The organism is Rossellomorea marisflavi (assembly GCF_009806575.1).
Lineage (GTDB): Bacteria > Bacillota > Bacilli > Bacillales > Bacillaceae_B > Rossellomorea > Rossellomorea marisflavi_A.
This window is the reverse complement of the sequence record NZ_CP047095.1, coordinates 2,586,462-2,610,183: the sequence shown is the minus strand read 5'-3', so window position 1 is coordinate 2,610,183 and position 23,722 is coordinate 2,586,462. Positions and strand designations below refer to the sequence as shown.

The 23,722-nt window shown below is 48.2% G+C and carries 28 protein-coding genes and 1 pseudogene; 28 read left to right on the top strand and 1 reads right to left on the bottom strand.

What is annotated here, in order from left to right:
* Positions 1 to 66 precede the first annotated feature (66 nt).
* Positions 67 to 195, bottom strand: a complete 129-nt coding sequence (locus D5E69_RS13575) for a YpzI family protein (protein ID WP_082139320.1) — start codon at positions 193 to 195, stop codon at positions 67 to 69.
* Between the two features lie 107 nt (positions 196 to 302).
* On the opposite strand from D5E69_RS13575, the gene D5E69_RS13570 reads away from it, so the two are divergent.
* The 28 genes and pseudogenes from D5E69_RS13570 to D5E69_RS13440 all read left to right on the top strand — a co-directional run bounded on the left by D5E69_RS13570 (position 303) and on the right by D5E69_RS13440 (position 23,673).
* On the top strand, positions 303 to 914 hold the full coding sequence (locus D5E69_RS13570; RefSeq protein ID WP_048005895.1) for a YphA family membrane protein: 612 nt from the start codon (positions 303 to 305) through the stop codon (positions 912 to 914).
* Positions 911 to 1,801 carry a YIEGIA family protein gene (locus D5E69_RS13565; protein WP_048005894.1) on the top strand — a complete coding sequence of 297 codons (891 nt, stop codon included), beginning with the start codon at positions 911 to 913 and terminating at the stop codon, positions 1,799 to 1,801. The genes D5E69_RS13570 and D5E69_RS13565 overlap by 4 nt, the downstream gene beginning before the upstream one ends.
* The gene (locus D5E69_RS13560) at positions 1,798 to 1,989 is read left to right on the top strand and encodes a capping complex subunit for YIEGIA (RefSeq protein WP_048005893.1); all 192 of its coding nucleotides are present in this window, start codon (positions 1,798 to 1,800) and stop codon (positions 1,987 to 1,989) included. Before D5E69_RS13565 ends, D5E69_RS13560 begins: the two co-directional genes overlap by 4 nt.
* A 126-nt stretch (positions 1,990 to 2,115) precedes the next feature.
* Positions 2,116 to 3,426: a ribosome biogenesis GTPase Der gene (gene der, locus D5E69_RS13555; RefSeq protein ID WP_048014067.1), complete on the top strand. Its 1,311-nt coding sequence runs from the start codon at positions 2,116 to 2,118 to the stop codon at positions 3,424 to 3,426.
* A gap of 77 nt (positions 3,427 to 3,503) precedes the next feature.
* Positions 3,504 to 4,493, top strand: coding sequence for an NAD(P)H-dependent glycerol-3-phosphate dehydrogenase (locus tag D5E69_RS13550; protein WP_231579003.1), 990 nt, complete (start codon positions 3,504 to 3,506; stop codon positions 4,491 to 4,493).
* 284 nt (positions 4,494 to 4,777) lie between these two features.
* Complete coding sequence (locus D5E69_RS13545; RefSeq protein ID WP_048005890.1) at positions 4,778 to 4,975, top strand: DUF2768 domain-containing protein; 198 nt, start codon at positions 4,778 to 4,780, stop codon at positions 4,973 to 4,975.
* Positions 4,976 to 5,053: 78 nt separating this feature from the next.
* The gene (locus D5E69_RS13540; protein ID WP_048014068.1) at positions 5,054 to 5,761 is read left to right on the top strand and encodes a YphF family lipoprotein; all 708 of its coding nucleotides are present in this window, start codon (positions 5,054 to 5,056) and stop codon (positions 5,759 to 5,761) included.
* A 244-nt stretch (positions 5,762 to 6,005) separates the two neighbouring features.
* Positions 6,006 to 7,484, top strand: coding sequence for a stage IV sporulation protein A (gene spoIVA / locus D5E69_RS13535; protein WP_048005889.1), 1,479 nt, complete (start codon positions 6,006 to 6,008; stop codon positions 7,482 to 7,484).
* 786 nt (positions 7,485 to 8,270) lie between these two features.
* Positions 8,271 to 8,543, top strand: a complete 273-nt coding sequence (locus D5E69_RS13530; RefSeq protein WP_032087878.1) for an HU family DNA-binding protein — start codon at positions 8,271 to 8,273, stop codon at positions 8,541 to 8,543.
* Positions 8,544 to 8,705: 162 nt separating this feature from the next.
* Positions 8,706 to 9,272 carry a GTP cyclohydrolase I FolE gene (gene folE / locus D5E69_RS13525; protein WP_048005888.1) on the top strand — a complete coding sequence of 189 codons (567 nt, stop codon included), beginning with the start codon at positions 8,706 to 8,708 and terminating at the stop codon, positions 9,270 to 9,272.
* A gap of 19 nt (positions 9,273 to 9,291) precedes the next feature.
* Positions 9,292 to 9,513, top strand: a complete 222-nt coding sequence (gene mtrB / locus D5E69_RS13520) for a trp RNA-binding attenuation protein MtrB (RefSeq protein ID WP_048005887.1) — start codon at positions 9,292 to 9,294, stop codon at positions 9,511 to 9,513.
* A 177-nt stretch (positions 9,514 to 9,690) separates the two neighbouring features.
* The gene (locus D5E69_RS13515) at positions 9,691 to 10,527 is read left to right on the top strand and encodes a heptaprenyl diphosphate synthase component 1 (protein WP_053072042.1); all 837 of its coding nucleotides are present in this window, start codon (positions 9,691 to 9,693) and stop codon (positions 10,525 to 10,527) included.
* A gap of 4 nt (positions 10,528 to 10,531) precedes the next feature.
* A complete protein-coding gene (locus D5E69_RS13510) occupies positions 10,532 to 11,233 on the top strand; it encodes a demethylmenaquinone methyltransferase (RefSeq protein ID WP_048005886.1) in 702 nt (233 codons plus the stop codon).
* A 35-nt stretch (positions 11,234 to 11,268) separates the two neighbouring features.
* Complete coding sequence (hepT, locus tag D5E69_RS13505; protein ID WP_159129779.1) at positions 11,269 to 12,231, top strand: heptaprenyl diphosphate synthase component II; 963 nt, start codon at positions 11,269 to 11,271, stop codon at positions 12,229 to 12,231.
* Between the two features lie 111 nt (positions 12,232 to 12,342).
* On the top strand, positions 12,343 to 12,789 hold the full coding sequence (gene ndk / locus D5E69_RS13500; RefSeq protein ID WP_048005884.1) for a nucleoside-diphosphate kinase: 447 nt from the start codon (positions 12,343 to 12,345) through the stop codon (positions 12,787 to 12,789).
* A gap of 208 nt (positions 12,790 to 12,997) precedes the next feature.
* Positions 12,998 to 13,765 carry a CheR family methyltransferase gene (locus D5E69_RS13495; protein ID WP_048006380.1) on the top strand — a complete coding sequence of 256 codons (768 nt, stop codon included), beginning with the start codon at positions 12,998 to 13,000 and terminating at the stop codon, positions 13,763 to 13,765.
* A 235-nt stretch (positions 13,766 to 14,000) separates the two neighbouring features.
* Entirely contained in the window at positions 14,001 to 15,167 is a 1,167-nt protein-coding gene (gene aroC, locus D5E69_RS13490; RefSeq protein ID WP_048005883.1) for a chorismate synthase, read from the top strand.
* A 2-nt stretch (positions 15,168 to 15,169) separates the two neighbouring features.
* Entirely contained in the window at positions 15,170 to 16,258 is a 1,089-nt protein-coding gene (aroB, locus tag D5E69_RS13485; protein ID WP_048014967.1) for a 3-dehydroquinate synthase, read from the top strand.
* An 18-nt stretch (positions 16,259 to 16,276) separates the two neighbouring features.
* Entirely contained in the window at positions 16,277 to 16,648 is a 372-nt protein-coding gene (gene aroH, locus D5E69_RS13480) for a chorismate mutase (RefSeq protein WP_048005881.1), read from the top strand.
* Positions 16,649 to 16,650: 2 nt separating this feature from the next.
* Positions 16,651 to 17,751, top strand: a complete 1,101-nt coding sequence (hisC, locus tag D5E69_RS13475; RefSeq protein ID WP_048005880.1) for a histidinol-phosphate transaminase — start codon at positions 16,651 to 16,653, stop codon at positions 17,749 to 17,751.
* A 64-nt stretch (positions 17,752 to 17,815) separates the two neighbouring features.
* Positions 17,816 to 18,919, top strand: a complete 1,104-nt coding sequence (locus D5E69_RS13470) for a prephenate dehydrogenase (RefSeq protein ID WP_048005879.1) — start codon at positions 17,816 to 17,818, stop codon at positions 18,917 to 18,919.
* Between the two features lie 11 nt (positions 18,920 to 18,930).
* Positions 18,931 to 20,228 (top strand): annotated as a pseudogene (gene aroA / locus D5E69_RS13465) (3-phosphoshikimate 1-carboxyvinyltransferase).
* A gap of 54 nt (positions 20,229 to 20,282) precedes the next feature.
* On the top strand, positions 20,283 to 20,600 hold the full coding sequence (locus D5E69_RS13460) for a hypothetical protein (RefSeq protein WP_159129778.1): 318 nt from the start codon (positions 20,283 to 20,285) through the stop codon (positions 20,598 to 20,600).
* Between the two features lie 107 nt (positions 20,601 to 20,707).
* Positions 20,708 to 21,202: a hypothetical protein gene (locus D5E69_RS13455; RefSeq protein ID WP_159129777.1), complete on the top strand. Its 495-nt coding sequence runs from the start codon at positions 20,708 to 20,710 to the stop codon at positions 21,200 to 21,202.
* Positions 21,203 to 21,213: 11 nt separating this feature from the next.
* A complete protein-coding gene (locus D5E69_RS13450) occupies positions 21,214 to 22,062 on the top strand; it encodes a tetratricopeptide repeat protein (protein WP_347566693.1) in 849 nt (282 codons plus the stop codon).
* A gap of 8 nt (positions 22,063 to 22,070) precedes the next feature.
* Entirely contained in the window at positions 22,071 to 22,472 is a 402-nt protein-coding gene (locus tag D5E69_RS23980) for a tetratricopeptide repeat protein (RefSeq protein ID WP_347566692.1), read from the top strand.
* Between the two features lie 69 nt (positions 22,473 to 22,541).
* Positions 22,542 to 23,084, top strand: a complete 543-nt coding sequence (locus D5E69_RS13445) for a ReoY family proteolytic degradation factor (protein ID WP_048005875.1) — start codon at positions 22,542 to 22,544, stop codon at positions 23,082 to 23,084.
* Positions 23,085 to 23,208: 124 nt separating this feature from the next.
* On the top strand, positions 23,209 to 23,673 hold the full coding sequence (locus D5E69_RS13440; protein WP_159129776.1) for a YpiF family protein: 465 nt from the start codon (positions 23,209 to 23,211) through the stop codon (positions 23,671 to 23,673).
* The last annotated feature ends 49 nt before the right edge of the window (positions 23,674 to 23,722 follow it).

Sequence of the window (23,722 nt, the reverse complement as noted above, 5' to 3'; positions counted from 1 at the left end):
CGTTCTTTTTTTTGGATACGTGCATCCAAGTCTGCCTGAACATGAACTTATCCCTGTGCAGGTGAATCACCTGTGTTTTCTGCTTTCATCCGGGCTTTCCAAGCTTGTGGCACCTTTGTAATGAAGCCCCTGGTCACGATCTGACTCTACTCGTTTACTCTGTTTCAGTTTCTTTTCCTGACGATCTTTTCCCATTTGTCTCTCACCCCCTTCCTTTATTTTTTCAGTGAGGATTTTTCTCATACATGAATGGGATACATAAATATTTTCCATAATGTAGATAATAAGGGAGAGTGAACGTCATGGAAGGTATTTTTTATTTGTGGATTCTATGGGGAGTCTGGATTTTCAGTACGTTTTTGATGAGAAAGGGACGGGTACGTTTTTGGATTTCCTTTTTCAGTTTGATCCTGATTGCTTCCTTTCCATTTGAATTGGAAATCGGTCATTACCGGGTCACCATGCCCTTGGTCCTGATCGTATCGTTGACACTGTGGACTATAAGGGAACTGTCACTGCGCAAAAAATTGTATCTTTTCATCAGCTTGATCTCAACGGCCATGTGCCTGACAGGTTTGAAGCTGGTATCAATCTACGACCCTGTATTGATGATTGTAGATCCCTTTATTGCCGATGTGGTCGTCCTCATTATAATGGGCTTTCTCTTTTACGGGGACGCAGCTTCCAGAAACGTGAGGTATGCATCTGCCCTGCTAGGAGGGGCCCTGGGGCAGGTATTCATCGGCGTGATCTTGACGGCCATCGGTTTTGGACACACGATCGGGGAGCACAAGTACATGGACGCAGCTGCCGTTTCTTTTCTTATCTTGCTGGGAATCGATGGGCTTGTGTATATGAATCGATTATTTAATGCAAAACTTCAGTCGAACAAGGGGGATGTACATCACTTATGAATGACTATGTTTTTCCGGTGATCTTCGGTGTAGTGGCAGGGACCCTTACACGGATCTATATGCTGCGCACGGACTACCGGCAATATCCAACGTATCTTCACGGCAAGATCATTCACATCGCGCTTGGGTTCATTGCGTCAGGTCTTGGTGCCATCGCGATCCCTGCCCTGATGGAAGAGAACTTCACGGCCATCACCTTCCTGACGGTGGCGGCTTCACAGTTCAGGGATGTCCGTAATATGGAGAGGACGACACTCACGGAACTGGATGCCTATGAGCTTGTTCCCCGTGGAGCCACCTATATAGAAGGAATTGCCGTCGCCTTTGAAAGCCGGAACTATCTTGTGATCTTCACTTCATTGATCGCGACCTTGACCTTCATCGTTTTCAATTTTTATATTGCCCTTGTGGTCAGTCTGGCCTGCATGTTTGTGTCCCATATGCTGATGGCAGGAGGGAAGCTGAAGGACATTGTGGATATTGAGTTCATCAAGCCCCATTTCGATGGACCCGGGCTGTATGTTGATAATATCTACATCATGAATATCGGGCTTCCTGCGAGACAGGAGGAAATCATGAAGTACGGGATGGGCTTCATCCTCGCACCAAAAACGTTCGATGCCAATTCAACACTTGCAAATCTTGGCCAAAGACAAGCGATCCTCCATGATATCTCCACGTCGCTCGGGATTTTTAAAGATTCCGGTACGCCTGCCCTTACACCGCTGGCAAAGCGGGATCTGGATGATGGACGAGTGGGAATCTTCGTGCTTCCTCAGAAAAAGGATGTCGATATGGCAATCTCCATCCTCGGGCAGGTCCCAACGCTAGAAAATGCGATTAGGATGCCCTCTGAATCCAAGGCGAATAAGGAGGCACGCAAATGAGCACGGTCATACAAAAATTCATCCTGGCAGCAGTTACCACTTCGCCTGAAAGGGTACCTTCAGGAACAGCAGTCTTTCATTGTAAAACCATTGAAGAACTGCAGAAAGTGTGCAATAACCTGGAAGCCATCCTTGATGGAATTGCCCATGAGTTGGACGAAGGCTTATTCATTATTGTAAAACACTAATTGCTAGTTTCATCTTTTATTGTTAAAATACTTAAGTTAAGGGGACTGACCCATTGAAGGGCCAGTCCTTCTCTACATAAACGCGAATTAATGAAACGGAAGCGATAGATAGAAAGGGTGAACAATATGACAAAGCCAGTGGTAGCCATCGTCGGACGTCCGAATGTCGGGAAGTCCACGATCTTCAACCGGATCGTCGGTGAACGGATTTCAATCGTCGAAGACGTACCGGGCGTGACGAGGGACCGGATCTATAGTTCTGCAGAGTGGCTGACTCATGAATTCAATATGATCGATACGGGCGGGATCGAGATCGGGGACGAGCCGTTTTTAGATCAAATCAGACAGCAGGCCGAAATCGCCATCGATGAAGCCGATGTCATCATCTTCCTGACCAATGGAAGAGAAGGGGTGACGGCTGCGGATGAAGTGGTGGCAAAGATCCTTTACCGGTCGAGTAAACCGGTCGTTCTTGGGGTAAATAAGGTAGATAACCCGGAAATGAGGGAATTGGTCTATGATTTCTATTCCCTGGGATTCGGGGAGCCTTATCCGATTTCAGGATCACATGGTCTTGGCCTGGGTGATCTCCTGGATGATGTAGTGAAGCATTTCAAGCAAGAAGAGGAAGAGGATTATGATGATGAAGTGATCAAGTTTTCATTGATCGGCCGTCCGAACGTCGGTAAATCATCCCTCGTCAACGCCCTTCTTGGAGAAGACAGGGTCATTGTGAGCAATGTTGCCGGAACGACCAGGGATGCAGTCGATTCCTCTTATTCCTACGATGGTCAGGACTATGTCATCATCGATACTGCAGGTATGAGGAAAAAAGGGAAGGTCTATGAAACGACGGAGAAATACAGCGTCCTTCGTGCCCTGAGGGCCATTGAGCGATCTGATGTCGTCCTGGTTGTCATCGATGGCGACGAAGGCATCATCGAACAGGATAAGAAGATCGCAGGCTATGCCCATGATGCCGGCCGTGCCGTCATCATTGTTGTGAACAAATGGGATGCTGTTGAGAAAGACGAAAAAACCATGAACAAGTGGGAGAAGAACATCAGGGATCACTTCCAGTTCCTTGATTACGCACCGATCGTATTCTTATCGGCCCTTACCAAAAAGCGCATTCATACGCTTCTGCCGATGATCAACGTAGCCAGCGAAAACCACTCCATGCGCGTTCAGTCCAGCGTGTTGAATGAGGTGGTCATGGATGCTGTCGCGATGAATCCAACCCCTACTGACAATGGGAAGCGTCTCAGGATCTACTATGCGACACAGGTGGCCGTCAAGCCTCCTACATTCGTTGTATTCGTCAATGATCCTGAATTGATGCATTTCTCTTATGAACGTTTCCTGGAAAACCGGATCAGGGACGCATTTGGATTTGAAGGAACTCCTATTCGTATCATTGCAAGAGCGAGAAAATAATGAGGCAGGTGTAGGCAGTGAAACATTCTAAAGAAGTTGCCGTAATCGGCGCCGGGAGCTGGGGTTCTGCCCTGGCCATGGTCCTCGCCGATAACGATGTACCGGTCCGCCTATGGGGACACAAACAAGAACAGATCGATGAAATCAATCGCCACCATACCAACGCGAAATACCTGAAAGATATTAAACTACCTGAAACGATCCGCGGCTATCACGACTTGGCAGAAGCCCTTCAAGGGGTGGACACAATCATCCTTGCGGTCCCGACAAAGGCAATCCGCGGAGTGCTCGGCAGGATTCAGGAGGAGCAGGCTGGTCCGTTGACGGTTGTTCATGTAAGCAAAGGGATCGAACCCGATTCACTCTTGACGATCTCTGAAATCATCGAAGAAGAAATGGATGAAGTGAACAGGGAGGCCATCGTTGTCCTTTCCGGACCGAGTCATGCCGAAGAAGTAAGTTTGCGCCATCCGACGACCGTGACGGTGTCTTCAAAAAACATGAAGGCCGCAGAAGAAGTGCAGGACCTTTTCATGAACAAGAACTTCAGGGTATATACAAACCCGGATCTTCTTGGTGTTGAAATCGGCGGGGCCCTGAAAAACATCATCGCCCTTGCTGCCGGGATCACGGACGGCCTTGGATACGGTGACAATGCGAAAGCTGCCCTCATTACGAGGGGGCTTGCAGAGATTGCACGACTGGGCACGAAAATGGGGGCGAATCCCCTGACATTCTCAGGTCTTACGGGAATCGGCGACCTCATCGTCACGTGTACGAGCGTCCACTCCAGGAACTGGAGAGCCGGAAATCTTCTTGGTCAAGGCAAGAATCTCGATGAAGTGCTGGAAAACATGGGGATGGTGGTGGAAGGCGTCCGTACCACGAAGGCTGCCCATCAGCTAGCCGAGAAGTATGATGTGAAAATGCCGATCACAAATGTTCTTTATGACGTGCTGTTCAATGAGGTCAAGGCGAAGGAAGCGGTCGACCATCTCATGGCAAGGGTCAAGACGAATGAGATGGAAGATCTCGTCAATATCCTCGGAGAACGTCTGACGGATTAAAAAAACAGCCATCCATGGGCATTTAGAGGTTACGTAAGCAACAAATGTGCATACACTGTCTTGAATATATACAGCTTTGCTTATGGATGGGTAGGTCTCAAGCTGTTCAGCCGGTAATGCTAGGGGGTTAAACCTTGGCATTATCGGCTGTTTTTTTGCGATTTAGTGGAAATGAATGCGCTTCATGACATAATAATGGAAACTTTGTTTCAGATTCGGATTTTTTGTTTTTTTCGGAAATTCTTATGTTATAATACAATTCGATAAATGGGAGGGGATACATCATGACTTCAATGATGAAGATGTGGATTTCATTCGCATCGATGGGCTTTATGTTTTTTGCGATTATCACCATTTACTTCAGCCGTTATAAAATCAAACAGAAGATATTGAAATTCGTCACTGCCTTTGCGGCCTATATCATGATGATAGCCGGAGGGCTCACCATGCTCTATATCGTATTGAGCGGACCGTCAAATTAAAGCGCTTCAATCCCGTCCGAGGGTGCCGACCAAGAAATCGGCGGGTTGAACAGCTCCACTGTGAAAGGACGATTATGATTGAAAAAGAACGGAGTACTAGCTTTGCTTCTGGTCATCACCATGAGCCTCCTATCGGGATGCTTGTATCCGGAAGAAAATAAAAGCCAGAACAGAATTCCTTACGATGCACAGGTCAAAACGGTTCAAGAAGCCGTCGATACATATCAGAAAGACACGGGCGGACTTCTCCCGATCAAAACAAAGGAAGAAGATACCCCCATCTATCAGAAATATCCCCTGGATTTCAAAAAGCTCGTCCCTCAGTATCTCAATGAAGTACCGGGTAATGCATTCGAGAGCGGTGGGATCTTCCAATATGTCATCATCGATGCGGAAGAGGATCCCAAAGTGAAGATCTTTGATCTCCGGATGGCAGAAAGGATCAGGGAAGTGAATATCCGCATCCAGGCACAGGATTACCCGCCTTTTGAAAAGCAGGTGGCGGAAAATGTATACAAGCTCAACTATAAGGAACTCGGATATGATGATGAAGTATATGTCCAAAGTCCATACACGAATCATAATCTTCCTCTCATCATCAACGGAGACGGAGACATCTTCGTAGACTATTCGATGGATCTGTACGATAAGGTGAAAGATAAGAAGGATGTGAAGGAAGGGGAAGACATCCGTCGGCTGTTGACCGATGATTCTCTATTCGTCCCTGCCTATTCACTCCCGTATACGATAGATGATAAGAATGAACCGGTCTTCATGACAAAATAGGCATAACCCTTCTCCTGCAAAATATAGTGTAGGAGAAGGGTTTTTTATTATGACATTTTTTTATTCCCTTCTCTGTATGAAGGATCATAAATGCCAAGACATAATAAATTTCTGAAATCATTCATAAGGGGGTAAAAGGTGCATATTAATAGTCTTAAGACATTAGGACAACATCAAACCTACTGTGAGAGACAGCATAAGCGGATGAATTCGATCCTTGGAATAGAAGATAGGAGGGAGTCTCTTGGAAAGAGTCGATCTATTTAAAGACATTGCCGAAAGAACGGGTGGGGATATTTACCTGGGGGTTGTAGGGGCTGTAAGGACCGGGAAGTCGACGTTCATTAAGAAATTCATGGAACTGGTGGTCCTGCCCAATATTGCAAGTGAATCCGAGCGGGCCAGGGCACAGGATGAACTGCCTCAGAGCGCTGCCGGAAGGACCATCATGACGACAGAGCCGAAATTTGTACCGAACCAGGCCATTTCCGTTCATGTGGATGAAGGCCTTGAAGTGAATATAAGATTGGTAGACTGTGTGGGGTATACCGTACCGGGTGCCAAGGGATACGAAGACGAGAATGGCCCGAGGATGATCAACACGCCGTGGTATGAAGAACCGATCCCGTTCCATGAAGCGGCTGAGATCGGGACCCGGAAGGTCATCCAGGAGCATTCCACGATCGGTGTGGTCGTCACGACCGACGGCTCCATCGGCGAAATCGGTCGCGGAGATTACATCGAAGCAGAAGAGAGAGTGATTGAGGAACTGAAGGAAGTCGGCAAGCCGTTCATCATGGTCATCAACTCGGCAAGGCCGCATGCGCCGGAAACCGAAGACCTGCGACTGAAGCTTCAGGATAAATATGATATTCCGGTGCTAGCCATGAGCGTGGAAAGCATGAGAGATTCGGATGTCATGAACGTCCTGAGGGAAGCGCTGTTCGAATTCCCGGTCTTGGAAGTGAACGTCAATCTTCCGAGCTGGGTCATGGTGCTGAAAGAAGAGCATTGGTTGAGGCAGAACTATCAGGAGGCCGTCAAGGAGACGGTGAAAGACATCAAGCGCCTGAGGGATGTGGACCGGGTCGTCCACCACTTCAGCGAAATCGAGCATATCGAGAGGGCTGGACTGGCTGGTATCGACATGGGGCAAGGGATCGCCGAAATCGACCTGTATGCACCGGATGAACTCTATGATGAAGTGCTGAAGGAAATCGTCGGCGTCGAGATCAGGGGGAAAGATCATCTCCTTGAGCTCATGCAGGATTTCGCCCATGCCAAAGCGGAGTATGACCAAATATCCGATGCCCTGCGGATGGTGAAGCAGACGGGTTATGGCATAGCAGCCCCTTCCTTGTCCGACATGAGCCTCGATGAGCCGGAAATCATCAGGCAGGGATCGCGTTTCGGCGTCAGCCTGAAAGCTGTCGCTCCGTCGATCCATATGATCAAGGTCGATGTTCAGTCCAAATTCGAGCCGATCATCGGGACGGAGAAACAAAGCGAAGAACTTGTTCGCTACCTCATGCAGGACTTCGAAGACGATCCGCTGTCAATCTGGAACTCTGATATCTTCGGACGATCCCTGAGCTCGATCGTAAGGGAAGGCATCCAGGCAAAGCTATCCCTCATGCCTGAAAATGCCCGCTACAAGCTCAAGGATACCCTGGAACGGATCATCAATGAGGGGTCCGGCGGCCTGATCGCCATCATCCTTTAACGGAATCTCCCGACATGAATGAGTGTCGGGAGGTTTTTTTTATGGGGAAATCCATGAAGGCTATCCCATAGTATATTGCTTTTATTTCAGTGTGGGCCTTGCTTGCGTCTGCCGCGATCTGTCCGTGCTGAGCGTACAGGTATGGGTGCGATAGGGCAGACGGGGAAGCGGTCCAGTAAAGGGGTATACTTAGAAATGGGGTGGATGAGTCCGGGGGACAGACCTGCAGAAACGTTCGAACAGACACTCTCCAACCTGCCTTGTGATCGGGTTGGGTCATGGTTTGAATCATTATTCTTATAGGTATGAGTGAATAAATCCGGTCGGACGATCCTGATCTGGTGAGTGACCGCCCATGAGGGACCCGGGGATGGGGACCAACGGCTGACAATGGGGGAAGCGGTAAGGGGTAAAGACACGGCCCCTGCACCTTTTTTTAGATGGGTAAACAAAAATAGGCTTCACAAGGTTTAAGAATAAATGCCCAAGGGTAGAGTGACGAAGGGTGGAATGATGGATAAACCTTGTATTTAAAGCCAAAAAGAGGGGTTTCTATTACATTTGTGTATCAAATAAGAAAAGATTCCCATTATTTCTGGTTTTATTCTTGCTAAGGCGAATCTATTATGATAATCTACTAACAGAATTGTTGTTGAATATTGATTCATCAACGTTTTCAAGCGATTTTTTACTGTTCATGTATAGAATTCGCTAAACTTGTTTACTAATGATAGTAAAAGTAAATGAACCAAAACTGAGGCATTTCCTTGGGAGGAGGTGAATGGCATGAACAAGACAGAACTAATCAATGCTGTTGCAGAAGCTGCTGAACTTTCTAAGAAGGACGCAACAAAAGCAGTCGACGCTGTTTTTGATACAATCCAGGAATCACTGGCAAATGGTGATAAAGTACAGTTGATCGGATTCGGTAACTTCGAGGTACGCGAGCGTGCTGCCCGTAAAGGCCGCAACCCACAAACTGGTGAAGAAATCGAGATCTCAGCAAGCAAAGTACCTGCTTTCAAACCAGGTAAAGCGCTTAAAGAAGCTGTAAAATAATTACATACTTTGAGCGTAAAGACCGCACATTGTGCGGTCTTTTTTTTATCAATCGCCATCATGCGGCGCGTTCCCAAAGCACTCTGCTTTGATGGGGGAGATGGCTTGTGATACTATATACAATGTTACTATTTCTTTAAGTTACTTTAGGAGGAAAAGACGATGGCCGAAGTGAATTACCGCCAGATTGAAGACGCTGTCCGATTAATTCTGGAAGCGATAGGAGATAATCCTAATAGAGAAGGTTTGCTTGATACACCTAAAAGGGTAGCGAAAATGTATGCTGAAGTATTCTCCGGCATGCATCAGGATCCGAAGGAATATTTTGAAACGATCTTTGGTGAAGATCATGAGGAGCTTGTCCTCGTCAAAGATATTCCGTTCCATTCCATGTGTGAGCATCATCTTGTACCTTTCTTCGGGAAGGCTCATGTAGCCTACATTCCCCGGAATGGCCGGGTTACCGGACTAAGCAAGCTGGCACGTGCGGTAGAGACGGTTGCCAAACGTCCTCAGCTGCAAGAACGGATCACATCGACCGTTGCAGATACCATCATGGAGACACTTGAACCTCATGGTGTCATGGTCGTGGTTGAAGCGGAACATATGTGCATGACAATGCGTGGCGTGAAGAAGCCGGGGGCAAGTACCGTTACAACGGCTGTGCGTGGAAGCTTCAAAGAGGATGCACAAGCGAGGAACGAAGTGCTTTCGTTCATCAAGGACTAATACTCGGGAGTGAACGTGGATGAACAGCAATGACTACATTGTAATCAAAGCCATTGAAGATGGGGTGAATGTCATCGGTCTGACCCGGGGAACGGATACACGTTTCCACCATTCTGAAAAGCTGGATAAAGGGGAAGTGATGATTGCTCAGTTCACCGATCATACGTCAGCCATCAAGATACGGGGCAAGGCGTCCATCCAGACCGCCTATGGTGAAATGGAGAGCGACAGCCGTAAATAGGGTCCACCGCTGATGGGGTGCTGAATCCGTGGGACGGGAGAGAAGGCGTGGCCTTCAACATCGTCCCTTTCACTATAAACCTCGTGGCGGTTTACCCATTTGGACATGAATATATGATATAATACATAATGCTGAAAATTATAGATCGATACATAGTAGAAATGGGGATTACCGGGTATGAAATTCATTGATTGCAACCATCAAGCGAATATCATTCATCAATACGTGGAAGAGCAGCTGCATCACTCTTATTTAAAGGAATATATCGATCATCCCTATATTGATCGGGATCGGATCCATTTCCTTTTACTTCCGTTTGCAGAGGCGAATGGGGACATCAGCTTGGAAGAGGTTCAGTGGATTTCTACTGCCATGCTTTTGCAGATTGCCCTTGATACCCATGAAAAAGTCACCAATTCGGAGTTTGATCCGCTGAAAGAAAGGCAGCTCACGGTCCTTGCCGGAGTGTATTTCAGTAGTCTATATTACAAAATCCTCGCTGAAACGGATGAGGTTGACTTGATTGCGATCCTCGCAAAAGCCATCAAGGAAGTCAACGAAAGTAAGATATCCATCTACAAGGGAGATCACGCCGACATCACCGCCCTTATGAAGACCCTGAGGAAACGGGAGGCCTCCATCATTTCCAATTTCTTCGCATTCATGGACGATTCCCGTTGGGAAGAAGTCGTCTCGGATGTGCTTGTATACAAGAAGCTCATCCAGGAGCGAAGCAGCTTGGAGGAGACCGAAACGACAAGCTTCCTGCAGGCATTGGCGAAGGTTAGCCTACCGTCGGCCATGAGGGAGAGTGGGCTCTTGAAAAAGAAAAGTGAAGGTCATAGGCATTTGCTTTCGTCCCTTGACCGGCTCATTGAGGGCGTGAAAGCGGCCGTTCATCGGAATATGGAGGATGGGGGTCTTGTCGCCCCCAATCTGAAGAAGATTGTACTTGAACTGCTGCCCTATGCCGAACCACGGGAAATGACGAAATTATATGCGGAAGAAGGGTAACGGAATGCAGCAGTCTAAAGAACAGAGAGTACATGGAGTATTTGAAAAAATTTATGGTAATTACGACAAGATGAATTCTGTCATCAGCTTTCAACAGCATAAGAAGTGGCGCAAGGAAACAATGAAGCATATGTCGGTGGAACCGGGAAGCAAGGCACTGGATGTATGCTGCGGAACGGCTGATTGGACTTTGGCCATCGCTGAAGAGGTGGGAGAAACAGGTGAAGTCAAGGGGCTTGATTTCAGCCAAAACATGCTTTCGATCGGGGAAGAAAAAGTACGGGATTCCCGGTTCGACAATATCGAACTGATTCATGGGAATGCAATGGAACTGCCATTTGAAGATGATACCTTCGATTATGTGACGATCGGTTTCGGACTTCGGAACGTACCCGATTATCTTCATGTCCTCAAGGAAATGAATCGCGTGTTGAAGCCTGGAGGAATGGCCGTCTGCCTGGAAACATCCCAGCCTACGATGCCGGTGTTCAAACAGATGTATTATGGCTATTTCAGATTCATCATGCCGATCTTCGGAAAGCTATTTGCCAAGAGCTTCAATGAATATTCATGGCTACAGGAATCGGCCAGGGATTTCCCAGGCATGAAAGAGCTTGCAGCCATGTTCGAGGAAGCAGGCTTCAGGGATGTGCACGTGAAGCCATTCAGCGGCGGTGTGGCAGCGATGCATTCCGGAAGAAAGTGAACGCACGATATTTTGGGTAAATGGGTGGAGAAACTATGAAGTTAAATAGATTGTATTCGTTTCTCAAAGCGGATATCGAGGAAATAGAAAAAGAGCTGGAAGTAGCAATCCAATCGGATTCTTCCCTTTTACAAGAGGCTTCCCTTCACCTGCTTCAGGCCGGAGGTAAACGGATACGACCTGTATTTGTCCTGCTCTCTGCAAAGTATGGCGTCTATGATATCAACGTGGTCAAACATGCGGCCGTATCCCTCGAGCTCATGCATATGGCCTCCCTCGTCCATGATGACGTCATTGATGATGCGGAGCTCAGGAGAGGTAAGCCGACCATCAAGGCGCAGTGGGACAATCGGGTCGCCATGTACACAGGCGATTATATCTTCGCGCGTGCCCTTGAGTATATGACTCACATCAGGGTCCCGGAAGCCCATAGGATCCTTTCTCATACATTGGTGGAGCTGTGCAAAGGAGAAATTGCCCAAATCCAGGATAAATATCGATATGACCAGCACCTCAGGGATTATCTCCTCCGGATCAAACGGAAGACGGCACTCCTCATCGCGGTCAGCTGCCAGCTGGGCGCCATCTCTTCTGGAGCACCGGAAGAAGTACATAAAAGACTGTTCAACTTCGGATACAATGTCGGGATGAGCTATCAGATCATCGATGACATCCTCGATCTTACTTCAACAGAGGAGGAGCTCGGGAAACCGGCAGGAAGCGACCTTTGGCAAGGGAATATCACTCTTCCAGTGCTTTATGCCATGGATGACCCCGAAGTAAAAGAAAAGATCATCCGCGTAAGGGAAGAAAGTTCACTAGGAGAAATCCAGGCCGTTATCGAAGCAATACGGGGTACGGATGCCATCGAACGATCCTATGCCTTGAGCAAAAGGTATCTCGACAGGGCACTTGAAGACTTGGATCACTTGCCTGCAAACAAGGTGAAGCGTACGTTGAAAAACATTGCAAATTATATTGGAAAAAGAAAATATTGAGAAATATTGTGAAAATTTAAAATGGAAACGTTGCCAAACATGCGAAACTCTGTTACTATTTTCGTGTAATGTCCTAAGACATACTATACATACATAATAGGAGTGGGGAGCATGGAAAAAACGTTTTTAATGGTCAAACCGGACGGAGTGCAACGCGGACTAATCGGTGATATTGTCGCACGTTTCGAAAAAAAGGGGTTTCAGCTTGCAGGAGCCAAGTTGATGAACGTATCAGAAGAGCTTGCAAAGGAGCACTATGGCGAGCATAAAGAAAGACCTTTCTTCGGAGAATTAGTCGATTTCATCACTTCCGGACCGGTTTTTGCCATGGTTTGGCAAGGGGAGAATGTCATCACCACCGCTCGTGGAATGATGGGTGCCACAAACCCTAAAGACGCGAATCTCGGTACGATCCGCGGGGACTTCGGTTTGACGGTCGGTAAAAATATCATTCACGGTTCTGACTCATCTGAAAGCGCTGTCAGGGAAATTGGATTGTTCTTCAAAGAAGAAGAGCTTCTTGAATACTCAAAACTGATGAACGAGTGGATCTACTGATCCATCCCGACAAACCGTCGCTACGGTTTGTCTTTTTTCGTTTTCAGGTTCCGGGAGGAAGGGTCCCCATCGATGAAAATCAAAAGCATCCAAATGTCCATGATCATAAAGTTTCCTGCTTTCCATAAACTTTTATGCATTCCGTTCGATATACTAGGTGTAGCAAAATCCGAAAGAAGAAAGTGTGAACCAGTTGTCCAATGAATATATGGAGTTCATTCAATCAGTCAAGCGTAAAACCAATATCGACCTCTCTCTCTATAAAGAAGCTCAAATGAAAAGGCGCCTGACGGCTTTGTATGAAAAGAAGGGATGCCGAGGGTTCAAGGAGTATTTCAACCTGATCCAAAACGACAGGGAGCAGATGGAAGAATTCCTGGACCGCATGACCATCAATGTATCGGAGTTCTTCAGGAATCAGAAGCGCTGGGAGGTCCTCGAAGAGTCTGTATTGCCGAAGCTGATGAAAGGAACAAAATTGAAGGTATGGAGCGCAGCCTGTTCGACGGGCGAAGAACCGTATACCATCGCCATGATCCTGTTGAAATATCTGAAGCCCGAACAATTTACCATAATTGGGACAGACCTTGATAAAAATGCTCTTCAACGGGCGAAGGCAGCCGTATATCCGGAGCGCTCTCTTCAGGAGATACCCGAGCCGCTGAAGAAGAAGTACTTTGTGAAAGATGGGACGAGGTATATGCTGGACCGTCGCATTGTCAATTCCGTCACCTTCAAGCAGCAAAATCTACTGGCGGATCCCTTTGACTCACATGTTGATCTCATCATTTGCAGGAATGTTCTCATTTATTTTACTGAGGAGGCGAAAGCGTCACTCTATAGGAAATTCAATGAGGCGTTAAGCCCCGGAGGGTTTTTATTCGTTGGAAGCACGGAACAGATCTTCACTCCTTCACAATATGGATTTCAGTCGGAGGAGACCTTTTTCTACCGAAAGTCCAATGGAACGGGATGACTCCTGCAATAGGGTCATCCTGTTTTTTTGATAGAGTCATGAAAGGGCTTACGCATCGTTACCTGAGGAGTATGACACCTGTTTCAAGTCTGATTATTGCGCTCTGCTAAAGCGCTGAAAGGAAAGGGAGCTTCACAGGAAATCTCGTTTTTTTACGTATAAGTACTAGGAATTCTGAGGATAGTTATGTTATATTGATACATAATTCTTTAACGAGTTGAAGGGGGAAAGTGTTATGAGATATTTAACATCAGGAGAATCCCATGGTCCGCAATTGACGACCATTATCGAAGGACTTCCAGCAGGGATGCCATTATTGGCTGAAGATATAAATGAAGATCTGGCACGCCGCCAAAAAGGCCACGGCCGCGGCAGGCGGATGCAGATTGAAAAAGACCAGGCTCAGATCGTCGGAGGGGTCCGTCATGGTCAGACATTGGGCTCACCTGTAGGACTGGTAGTGGAAAACAAGGACTGGACCCATTGGACAAAGATCATGGGAATCGAGCCTTTTGAAGAATCGGATGAAGTCAAGCGTCAAATCTCAAGGCCGCGCCCTGGTCACGCCGATCTTGTAGGCGGTATGAAATACGGTCACAGAGACCTGAGGAATGTTCTTGAGCGTTCATCGGCAAGGGAAACGACGGTACGCGTAGCCGCTGGGAGTGTAGCGAAGAAGCTCCTGAAGCTGCTCGGGATCGAAGTCGTCGGCCACGTACTTGAAATCGGCGGCATCAAGTCCGAAAACGGAACGTATGAGTCCATCGATCAACTGCGGACCGTAACGGAGGAATCTCCCGTACGATGCCTCGATGAAGAAGCAGGAAAGAAAATGATGGACCTGATCGATGAAGCGAAGAAAAACGGTGATTCTATCGGGGGCGTCGTGGAAGTCGTCGTCGAAGGCATGCCTGCAGGTGTCGGAAGCTATGTGCATTACGACCGGAAGCTGGATGCGAAAATTGCAAGGGCAGTCATGAGCATCAATGCCTTTAAAGGGGTGGAATTCGGACTTGGCTTCGAGATGGCGAGAAAACCCGGAAGCGAAGTGCATGATGAAATCATCTGGGATGAAAAGAACGGGTATACGAGAAGAACCAATCGCCTGGGTGGATTCGAAGGTGGTATGTCGACAGGGATGCCGATCAGCGTCAAAGGTGTCATGAAGCCGATCCCGACCCTTTATAAGCCCCTGGAAAGTGTTGATATCGAAACGAAAGAACCGTTCAGGGCAAGCATCGAGCGATCAGACAGCTGTGCAGTCCCTGCAGCAAGCGTCGTAGCAGAAGCCGTGGTGGCTTGGGAGCTTGCTTCGGCAATCGTGGAACAATTCCACAGTGACCGCTTCGACCAGCTTCTGGACAATGTGGAAAGACAGCGACGCGCATCAAGGGAGTTTTAATCATGAAAAAGGTAGCGATCGAGACAGCTTCCAAAACGTATGACGTCATCATCGGGAATCATTTGACGGATTCCCTTTCATCCTTTCTTATAGAAAAGGGATATAGAGATCGGAAAATCTGGATCATTGCAGATGAAGCCGTCTATCATCTTCATGGCATGGTTCTCGTGGAGTACCTTAAGAAGACCTTCGATGTAACAGTCCATCTCGCACCAAGCGGGGAGAGGGCGAAGACCTTCGAGGAGTTCGAAAGGGCCATGACCCATGGACTTATGAATGGAGTCGACCGCAGTTCGGTGGTCATCGCCCTTGGGGGAGGTGCCATCGGGGATATGGCGGGATTCGTCGCCTCAACGTTCATGAGGGGTGTTCCCTTCATCGGGGTCCCGACGACCATCCTTGCTCATGATAGTTCAGTCGGTGGGAAAGTAGCGATCAACCATCCGCTCGGTAAGAATATGATCGGGCAATTTCATCAGCCCGAGGCGGTCTTTTTCGACCTTGATCATCTCAAATCGTTGCCGGAACGGGAAGTACTCTCCGGATTCGGAGAAGTCATCAAACATGCATTCCTATCCGGTGAAGACTTCTTCGAGGACATCAAGAATTCGTTCCGGGGACTTGGGGCCCTGGATGATGTGTTTCTGGAAGAGTGCCTTGAGCGGGGAATAAAAGTAAAGGCTGATATCGTCGCCAGGGATGAGCGGGAATCAAGTGTGCGCGCCTACCTGAACTTTGGTCATACGTACGGTCATGCCGTCGAAAGCGCAAGTGGATACGGGAATCGTACCCACGGGGAATGCGTGGTGGTCGGAATGATTTATGCCCTTTATCTCAGCAGGAAAATGTCAGGGATGACCTTTGACGTCGAAGGATTCGCCCATTGGGCAGCTTCTCTCGGATATGATCTGACCATCCCGGAAGAGCTGTCGTTTGCAGACCTGTATGCCCTTATGACACGGGATAAAAAAGCGAAGAATGGAGAACCTCAATTCGTTCTCCTCCGAAACATCGGAGAACCCTACCTTACCCGGGTATCAAAGGAAGACCTGGAAGAAGCGGACACATTCATCCGCACAATCAATAGATAGAAAGAAGGAGATGATGGAATGATCCGTGGAATCAGAGGAGCAACCACTGCGGCATCTAACAAGGAACAGGAAGTCCTCCTTGCAACCAAGCAATTATTGGACGAAATGATCCTACATAATCGTATCATGCCTGAAAAGATCGCTTCCGTATTCATATCGGCAACCAATGACATCGGAAGTGTCTTTCCTGCAAAAGCACTGCGGCAGCTGGAGGGCTGGACGTTTGTTCCCGTCATGTGCATGCAGGAACTGGATGTGGAAGGCGGGCTGCCCCTGTGCATACGTGTGATGGTCCATTATAACACCGAGGAGCCGCAGGAAGGGATCAAGCATATCTATAAGAACGAAGCCATCCGTTTACGGCCGGATCTTGGAACGAAAGGACGTTAATCATGAAGTGGAAAACTCAAATTCATAATCTGAAATCATATCAACCTGGAAAAACGATGGACGACGTGAAAGCCCAATTCAATTTGGATAAAGTCGTCAAGCTAGCCTCAAATGAAAATCCATTCGGTTGCTCTCCGGCAGTGAAGGAATATCTTGCAGAGCATGCATTATCACATGCAATCTACCCCGATGGATCTGCCAAAGAACTTCGTGAGGGAACCGCCCGTTTCCTTGGAGTCGAACCGGATCAGCTTTTATTCGGCAACGGTTCGGATGAGGTGATTGAAATTATTGCCAGGGCTTTGCTGAGCAGTGAAACGAACACGATCATGGCCGTGCCGACTTTCCCGCAATACAAGCATAATGCACTGGTTGAAGGTGCCGAAATCCGCGAGATTCCGTTGAAGGAAAATGGCGCTCACGACCTGGACGCGATGCTTTCCGCCATTGATGGTGATACATCCGTCGTATGGTTGTGTTCACCGAATAATCCAACAGGAGAGTATATCCGGAAAAGTGAGCTTGTGGCCTTCCTCGATGCGGTTCCTGAGCACGTGCTGGTAGTGCTGGATGAAGCGTACTATGAATATGTGGTGGCCGATGATTACTACCAATCAATCGATCTCCTTCCGAACTATCCTCAGCTGTTGATCACAAGGACGTTCTCCAAGGCGTATGGCTTGGCAGGATTCCGTGTCGGCTACGGTGTGGCGAGTGCAGAGGTCATCAGTAAGCTTGAACCGATCAGGGAACCGTTCAATAATAATGCTTTGGGTCAGGGTGCAGCTCTCTCGGCACTTACGGATCAGGCCTTCATCGAGAAATGCAAGGAAGAAAACCGCAGGGGTCTTCAACAATATTATGATTTCTGTGAAGAAAATGGGCTGAAGTATTTTCCATCCCAGGCAAACTTCATCCTGATCAATTTCGGCGTGAGCGGGGACGAAGTCTTCCAGTTCCTCATGAGTAAGGGCTATATCGTCCGTTCTGGTGAGGCTCTTGGCATTCCGAACACGGTCAGGGTGACGATCGGTTCTTCTGAACAAAATGAAGAAGTGATCACAAGAATGAAAGAATTTCTTGGAGCAAGATTGACACAATGAATAGTGACCAGTCGGAAAGAAGATTCTTTCCGACTTTTTTCTAACGGGACGAGGTGGAAGGAACATGAAGGGTAATGTAGTAGTGATAGGGCTGGGGCTCATCGGAGGGTCCCTTGCCCTGTGTATTAAGAATCAACATCCCGAAGCAAGGGTTGCAGGGTTTGACGTGCAGGAGAAGGAAATGAAGCTTGGACTCAGTCTCGGGATCATCGATCAAGCCGTCGATTCGTTGAAGGATGCTGTTGAATCAGCGGATCTGATCATCATATCGACCCCTGTCTTCCAGACGGAGAAACTACTTGAATCATTCAGGGACTTCAACTTGAAGCCGACTGTCATCATTACCGATACAGGTAGTACAAAAGCACAAATCATGAAGAGGGCAGAGAGTATTCTACCGGAAGAATGGTGTTTCATAGGAGGACATCCCATGGCGGGCTCCCACAAGAGTGGCGTCACGGCAGCCAAGGATTTTCTATTTGAGAATGCCTTTTACATGCTCACTCCCGGGAAAGGGCATTCCGAAGAGAGGATCGATGAACTGAAGCAGTGGCTCAGCGGGACTCAGGCGAAGTTTATCGTGATCGATCCGAAGGAACATGACGCTGTAACGGGAACGATCAGTCATTTCCCTCACATCGTCGCGGCCTCCCTCGTACAGCAGGCGAAGCGTCATGCAGAGGACCATCCCTATGTGAGGAGGCTCGCTGCCGGTGGATTCCGCGATATCACCAGGATTGCTTCATCGAGCCCCGTCATGTGGAAGGACATCACCATGCAGAACAGGGAAGTCCTTCTTGCCCAGCTTGCTCAGTGGAATGAAGAGATGAATGCAGTCATCGAGATGATTGAAGAAAATGACCCCGAAGTGATCGCATCCTACTTCGAGGAAGCAAAATCATTCAGGGACGAGCTACCGATGCTTTCGAAAGGCGCCATCCCTTCCTTTTATGATCTCTTTGTAGATGTCCCCGATTATCCTGGTGTGATCTCGGAGGTCACGGGTTATCTTGCCGAAGAGGAGATCAGTTTGACCAATATCCGGATCATGGAGACACGGGAAGACATATACGGAGTTCTGGTCATCAGCTTCCAAACGTCCCAGGACAGGGACAAGGCGATGAAATGCCTGACAAATAAAACAGGTTATGAACTATTTCTAGGATGAGGTGAATCGATATGCAGGACAGTAAAAGACTGGCGAAACCGTCAAATGGATTGGATGGAGAAATCAATGTGCCGGGTGATAAATCCATCTCCCACCGTGCCATCATGTTTGGCTCTATTGCAGAAGGAGAGACGAAGGTACATAACTTCCTTATGGGTGACGACTGTTTGAGTACGATCTCATGCTTCAGGAAACTCGGGGTGCAGATCGACGTCTCCGACGATGAAATCATCGTACACGGTAAGGGCTGGGACGGACTAGAGGAACCTGTTGATATTCTTGACACAGGAAACTCCGGAACCACCACCCGGCTCATCATGGGGCTCCTTGCAGGCCGGCCTTTCCATTCCATCCTCATCGGAGATGAATCCATTGCCAGACGGCCGATGAAGCGGGTGGCCGACCCTTTGAAGCAGCTTGGAACAAAGATCGATGGGCGCGCAGGCGGGGATTATACACCCCTTTCCATCAGGGGTGGGGATCTTCAAGGGATCCGGTATGAACTGCCCGTTGCAAGCGCCCAGGTGAAGTCTGCGATCCTTCTTGCCGGCATACAGGCCGAAGGGGTGACAGAAGTAATCGAACCGGAGCGGACCAGGGACCACACCGAAAGGATGATCCTCCAGTTCGGAGGAGAGGTCTCCAGGGAAGGGCAAAGCATCAAAGTGACGGGCGGCCAGGCATTCAAGGGCTGTACGGTCGATGTGCCTGGAGATATATCTTCAGCAGCCTTTTTCATGGTGGCGGCAGCCATTGTTCCAGGAAGTCGTGTTCGCTTGAAACAGGTAGGTCTTAATGAGACAAGGACAGGGATCCTTTCTGTCATGAGAGAGATGGGGGCATCGATCGAGGTCATTCCTTCGGGAGATCCCAAAGGGGAACCTGTAGGTGACCTTGTCGTCGAAACATCCAGTCTGCATGGAGTTGAAATCGGAGGTGATACCATTCCAACCCTGATCGATGAAATCCCGATTATCGCTCTCCTTGCCACTCAGGCAGAAGGGACGACCGTGATCAAAAATGCAGAAGAGCTGAAGGTGAAGGAGACAAACCGGATCGATGCAATCGTCGAGGAATTGCAAAAGCTTGGAGCCGACATCGAAGCCACGGAAGATGGGATGATCATCCGCGGGAAGACGGACCTGCACGGAGGAGAAGTCCATTCCTGGGGGATCACCGTATCGGCATGACGCTTGCCATCGCGTCCCTGATCACGTCCTCAGATGTGGTATTACAGGATCATGAAGCAGTCAATATTTCATATCCTCAATTCTTCGATCATATCGATCAATTGATAGCACGCACATAGTCATGGAAGCATCACCTCCTTCATAGCTTGTCTATAAAGGAAGGTGATGTTTTCATGACTTCATATATCTTGGAACAAGTAAGGATGATTGGCGGCTCAGAACCTGTGTCGATCCTGGTGGAAGAGGGGATGATATCAGCCATCAGAAGTTCATTTCCCCATTACCGCTTTATGAGGGGGGATGTTTCTCCTTTCGTCATGGGGCCAACCCACGTATTTTGTGACCTTGAATACCCCGAGTACCTGCAGCATCAGGGGTCCATGGATGAATACACCGCGAAAGGATGCACGACGATCCTGACCGCCTTCCCCTCGAGTATGAATATGAATTTGAACAAAATTGGAGGGGAATCAAGAAGGCGATGCAATTAAGTCCCCTCGACTTCATCATCGGGATGAAGACGACCCCTCAACGGATCACACCGGGAATCATCCGTAAATGCAGGGCCCGGAAAGTCCCGGTCATTTGGGTTGACATCATGGATGCTGATGCACTCACGGTGATCCCGTGGGGGTGGATCAGAGAAGCCCTCAATCATTATCCCATTACTTTTGTCCCTTTTTTTTCGACGGAACCAGACACCCAAACCCGTGAAAGACATCTGAGGATCTGGCAAAATACGATGAAATCGGTGAAGATTCCCCATATCGGCGTCCCGATTGGACAAAAAGTCCCCCTGAAACCAGAGGTCTTAAGAAAAATCGGGATCCACCCCCATAGAGGAATTCTATCTCCCGGCAGAGAAATTAGTTATAACCTTTATTTGGAGAAGGTACCAGAGGGCGACTTACTCGTTCGGGATACCCAACATGTGCTAAAATGTACGATGAGTAAAGGGGAATGTCTTTTCCTGAATGGGCATCCTACCGCCTATCGTGGGAAAGGTGAGGAAATTGTCATACGTACCCCGGATTTTTTGTGGAGCCTACTCCATACCGGCTGTAATGCCGAGGAACATACATGTAAAGGATGAAGAGATTGACCATGACCACTGGAGAAAAAATGATCGCTTCCCTGGAAGAAGGCAAACTGGAAGAAGCAATGAAGCATCTTGAAGAAACAATGAAGTTCGGCTCACATGAAGAAAAGTTCTCACTCGCAGAGGAACTTCATCACCTTGGTTTCCTCGAAGAAGCCAAATCACTCTATGAGAATCTGCTGGAGTACTATCCTGGTGAAGGCGAGCTCCTGATTGAAATCGCAGAAATCCTTGTGGAGATGGATAAAGAAGAAGAGGCCGTGGAACGGCTGTCGGAACTTGATAACGATGATCCCGTGTATCCAAGGGGACTTCTCCTCCTGGCTGATCTTTATCAGATGCAGGGATTGTTCGAAGTCAGTGAGCAGAAGCTCAAACGTGCCAAAGAGCTTCTCCCGAAAGAGCCTGTCATCGACTTTGGGCTTGCAGAGCTTTATTCGGAGACCGGCAGATTCCTTGAAGCCATTCGCTACTATACGGCCCTTGTCGAAGCGGGGCATGTGGAGTTCAGCGGTGTCCATATCCACCAGAGGCTTGCGGAGGCATATAGCGTTGGAGGGGCTTTCGAGGAAGCACTGAAGCATTACGAAATGGCCCTTGAGGAACACCTGGAGATCAACACCCTATTCGGCTATGCGTTCACCGCGTACCAAGCCGGCTTTTATGAAACGGCCATCGAGAAATTGGAGTCCGTCAAAGAACTGGACCCTGAGTATCACTCCGTTTACCTTCTATTGGCCAGGGCCTACGAGCATGAAGAGCGCCTAGAGGAAAGTCTGGAAGCGGTAAGGGAAGGCCAAAAACAAGATGAGTTCAATAAGGAGCTCAGCTTCTTCGGGGCAGAGTCGCCCTGAAACTCGGTTTGGACGCTGATGCAGAAGAACTCCTGAGGAATGCCCTTGCCCTGGATCCGGGATATCTGGAAGCGGCCCTTGTACTGAATAAGTTATTCTTTGCCTATGACAAATACGAAGACGTGCTTGAAATCGCAGCGATTGTCAAAGGGGAAGGGGAAGAAGAACCGCAGCTTTCCTGGGACCTTGCCAAAGCGTATGAGGGGCTTGAACAATATAAGGATGCATTAAACCATTATCGCCTTGCATATACTGACTTTAAGAATCATCAGGAATTCCTTCTCGAGTATGGAGAGTTTCTTGTAGAGGAAGGACTTCGGACAGAAGCGGTAGAAGTATATAAACAGCTGATCGTCATGGACCCGTCCAACGATGAGTGGCAGGATCTGATTGAAAGATTGCAAGACTGAATCAGGCATCACAGAAGGCATGTCCGAATATAGATTGTAACAGACCATTTTCGCAGAGGAGGGAATACCATGGCCACCCCTGTTTCTGTCAACGAGAAGAAAGATTTTATCCGCTGGTTTTTGAATCGATATCAACTGAAGCGCAGAGAATGCGTGTGGATCCTGAATTATCTGATGAGTCATGACCAATTGATGAAGAAGGTTCATTTTGTCGAAGAATCCCAGTATTGCCCGAGAGGACTCGTCATGTCCACCCACTGCGTGGAAGAAGTTCCGTTCAGGTTCTATAAAGAGAATATCATGACGACCGACGCGGAAAAGTCATTCCACGATATCCGTTTAAACAAAGAAGAAGACATTTATATCCAGCTTAATTTCAGCAAAGCGAATGCAAGCTACCAGTTCGCGGCCGTCCTGGAAGAGAATCCGTTCATGCCGAAATACCTTCTGATCAATGAGAAGGATAAGGCCGTTGCAGAGCAGTTCCTGACTGAAAGCCTGCACTCCTTCCATAAGGACCGTCTCTTGGAGGCGATCGACCGTGCCCTTGATGAGGGGGACAAGGAGGCATTCCTTGAATTGACTTCGAAACTTCAAACGCTGGAAGGATGAAAAAGGGAAGGCTCCGGCCTTTCTTTTTTTTGTTGTCTGGTACCGCTCGTGAAATCGCTTTAAAACAGGTTGGATTAATGATATGATGGTAATGAAGGATAGATTTGTAAAGAGAGGGTTTAACATGAATTGGAATACACATGATATAGACGTGTTTGAACAACAGAAGGAATACATAGACACTGCCGTCATACCGCTGATCCCGGCCGATTTCGGAACCGGTATCCGTACGTCTGCGGCACAGATGGAATTCATCACCCTGCTGTGCTTCCACCTCGAAAGGCAGTTCAAGGGCCGGATGATCATCACTCCGCCATACACTTACTCCCTGAATGCAGGATATCCCGATGAGCAGGACCGTCTGGCCCATTGGGGGGATGGCTTGAAGGAGAGCGGTGTGAAGCATTGCTTCTTCCTGACGTCGGACAGCGGCTGGAAAGGGGTCGAGGACCTGATGGGGGACGGGCTGGTCTGGGTGCCTTCGATCCCGCTAGAGCATCTCGACGAGCAATACAAGCATTCAATCATGGAAGATCAGGTGAAACAGCTCCTGAATGTGATTGTTCAGAAGTGGCAGAAAAATTCATAAAAACTTCACATTGTTGTATTATTTAGACAATACAGTTATTGATTTTACA

Bases quoted from the DNA above. Each gene is read 5' to 3' on its own strand.
- D5E69_RS13575 (WP_082139320.1), bottom strand. From the start codon at position 195: ATGGGAAAAGATCGTCAGGAAAAGAAACTGAAACAGAGTAAACGAGTA.
- D5E69_RS13570 (WP_048005895.1), top strand. From the start codon at position 303: ATGGAAGGTATTTTTTATTTGTGGATTCTATGGGGAGTCTGGATTTTC.
- D5E69_RS13565 (WP_048005894.1), top strand. From the start codon at position 911: ATGAATGACTATGTTTTTCCGGTGATCTTCGGTGTAGTGGCAGGGACC.
- D5E69_RS13560 (WP_048005893.1), top strand. From the start codon at position 1,798: ATGAGCACGGTCATACAAAAATTCATCCTGGCAGCAGTTACCACTTCG.
- der (WP_048014067.1), top strand. From the start codon at position 2,116: ATGACAAAGCCAGTGGTAGCCATCGTCGGACGTCCGAATGTCGGGAAG.
- D5E69_RS13550 (WP_231579003.1), top strand. From the start codon at position 3,504: ATGGTCCTCGCCGATAACGATGTACCGGTCCGCCTATGGGGACACAAA.
- D5E69_RS13545 (WP_048005890.1), top strand. From the start codon at position 4,778: ATGACTTCAATGATGAAGATGTGGATTTCATTCGCATCGATGGGCTTT.
- D5E69_RS13530 (WP_032087878.1), top strand. From the start codon at position 8,271: ATGAACAAGACAGAACTAATCAATGCTGTTGCAGAAGCTGCTGAACTT.
- folE (WP_048005888.1), top strand. From the start codon at position 8,706: ATGGCCGAAGTGAATTACCGCCAGATTGAAGACGCTGTCCGATTAATT.
- mtrB (WP_048005887.1), top strand. From the start codon at position 9,292: ATGAACAGCAATGACTACATTGTAATCAAAGCCATTGAAGATGGGGTG.
- D5E69_RS13515 (WP_053072042.1), top strand. From the start codon at position 9,691: ATGAAATTCATTGATTGCAACCATCAAGCGAATATCATTCATCAATAC.
- D5E69_RS13510 (WP_048005886.1), top strand. From the start codon at position 10,532: ATGCAGCAGTCTAAAGAACAGAGAGTACATGGAGTATTTGAAAAAATT.
- hepT (WP_159129779.1), top strand. From the start codon at position 11,269: ATGAAGTTAAATAGATTGTATTCGTTTCTCAAAGCGGATATCGAGGAA.
- ndk (WP_048005884.1), top strand. From the start codon at position 12,343: ATGGAAAAAACGTTTTTAATGGTCAAACCGGACGGAGTGCAACGCGGA.
- D5E69_RS13495 (WP_048006380.1), top strand. From the start codon at position 12,998: ATGGAGTTCATTCAATCAGTCAAGCGTAAAACCAATATCGACCTCTCT.
- aroC (WP_048005883.1), top strand. From the start codon at position 14,001: ATGAGATATTTAACATCAGGAGAATCCCATGGTCCGCAATTGACGACC.
- aroB (WP_048014967.1), top strand. From the start codon at position 15,170: ATGAAAAAGGTAGCGATCGAGACAGCTTCCAAAACGTATGACGTCATC.
- aroH (WP_048005881.1), top strand. From the start codon at position 16,277: ATGATCCGTGGAATCAGAGGAGCAACCACTGCGGCATCTAACAAGGAA.
- hisC (WP_048005880.1), top strand. From the start codon at position 16,651: ATGAAGTGGAAAACTCAAATTCATAATCTGAAATCATATCAACCTGGA.
- D5E69_RS13470 (WP_048005879.1), top strand. From the start codon at position 17,816: ATGAAGGGTAATGTAGTAGTGATAGGGCTGGGGCTCATCGGAGGGTCC.
- D5E69_RS13460 (WP_159129778.1), top strand. From the start codon at position 20,283: ATGACTTCATATATCTTGGAACAAGTAAGGATGATTGGCGGCTCAGAA.
- D5E69_RS13455 (WP_159129777.1), top strand. From the start codon at position 20,708: ATGGATGCTGATGCACTCACGGTGATCCCGTGGGGGTGGATCAGAGAA.
- D5E69_RS13450 (WP_347566693.1), top strand. From the start codon at position 21,214: ATGACCACTGGAGAAAAAATGATCGCTTCCCTGGAAGAAGGCAAACTG.
- D5E69_RS13445 (WP_048005875.1), top strand. From the start codon at position 22,542: ATGGCCACCCCTGTTTCTGTCAACGAGAAGAAAGATTTTATCCGCTGG.
- D5E69_RS13440 (WP_159129776.1), top strand. From the start codon at position 23,209: ATGAATTGGAATACACATGATATAGACGTGTTTGAACAACAGAAGGAA.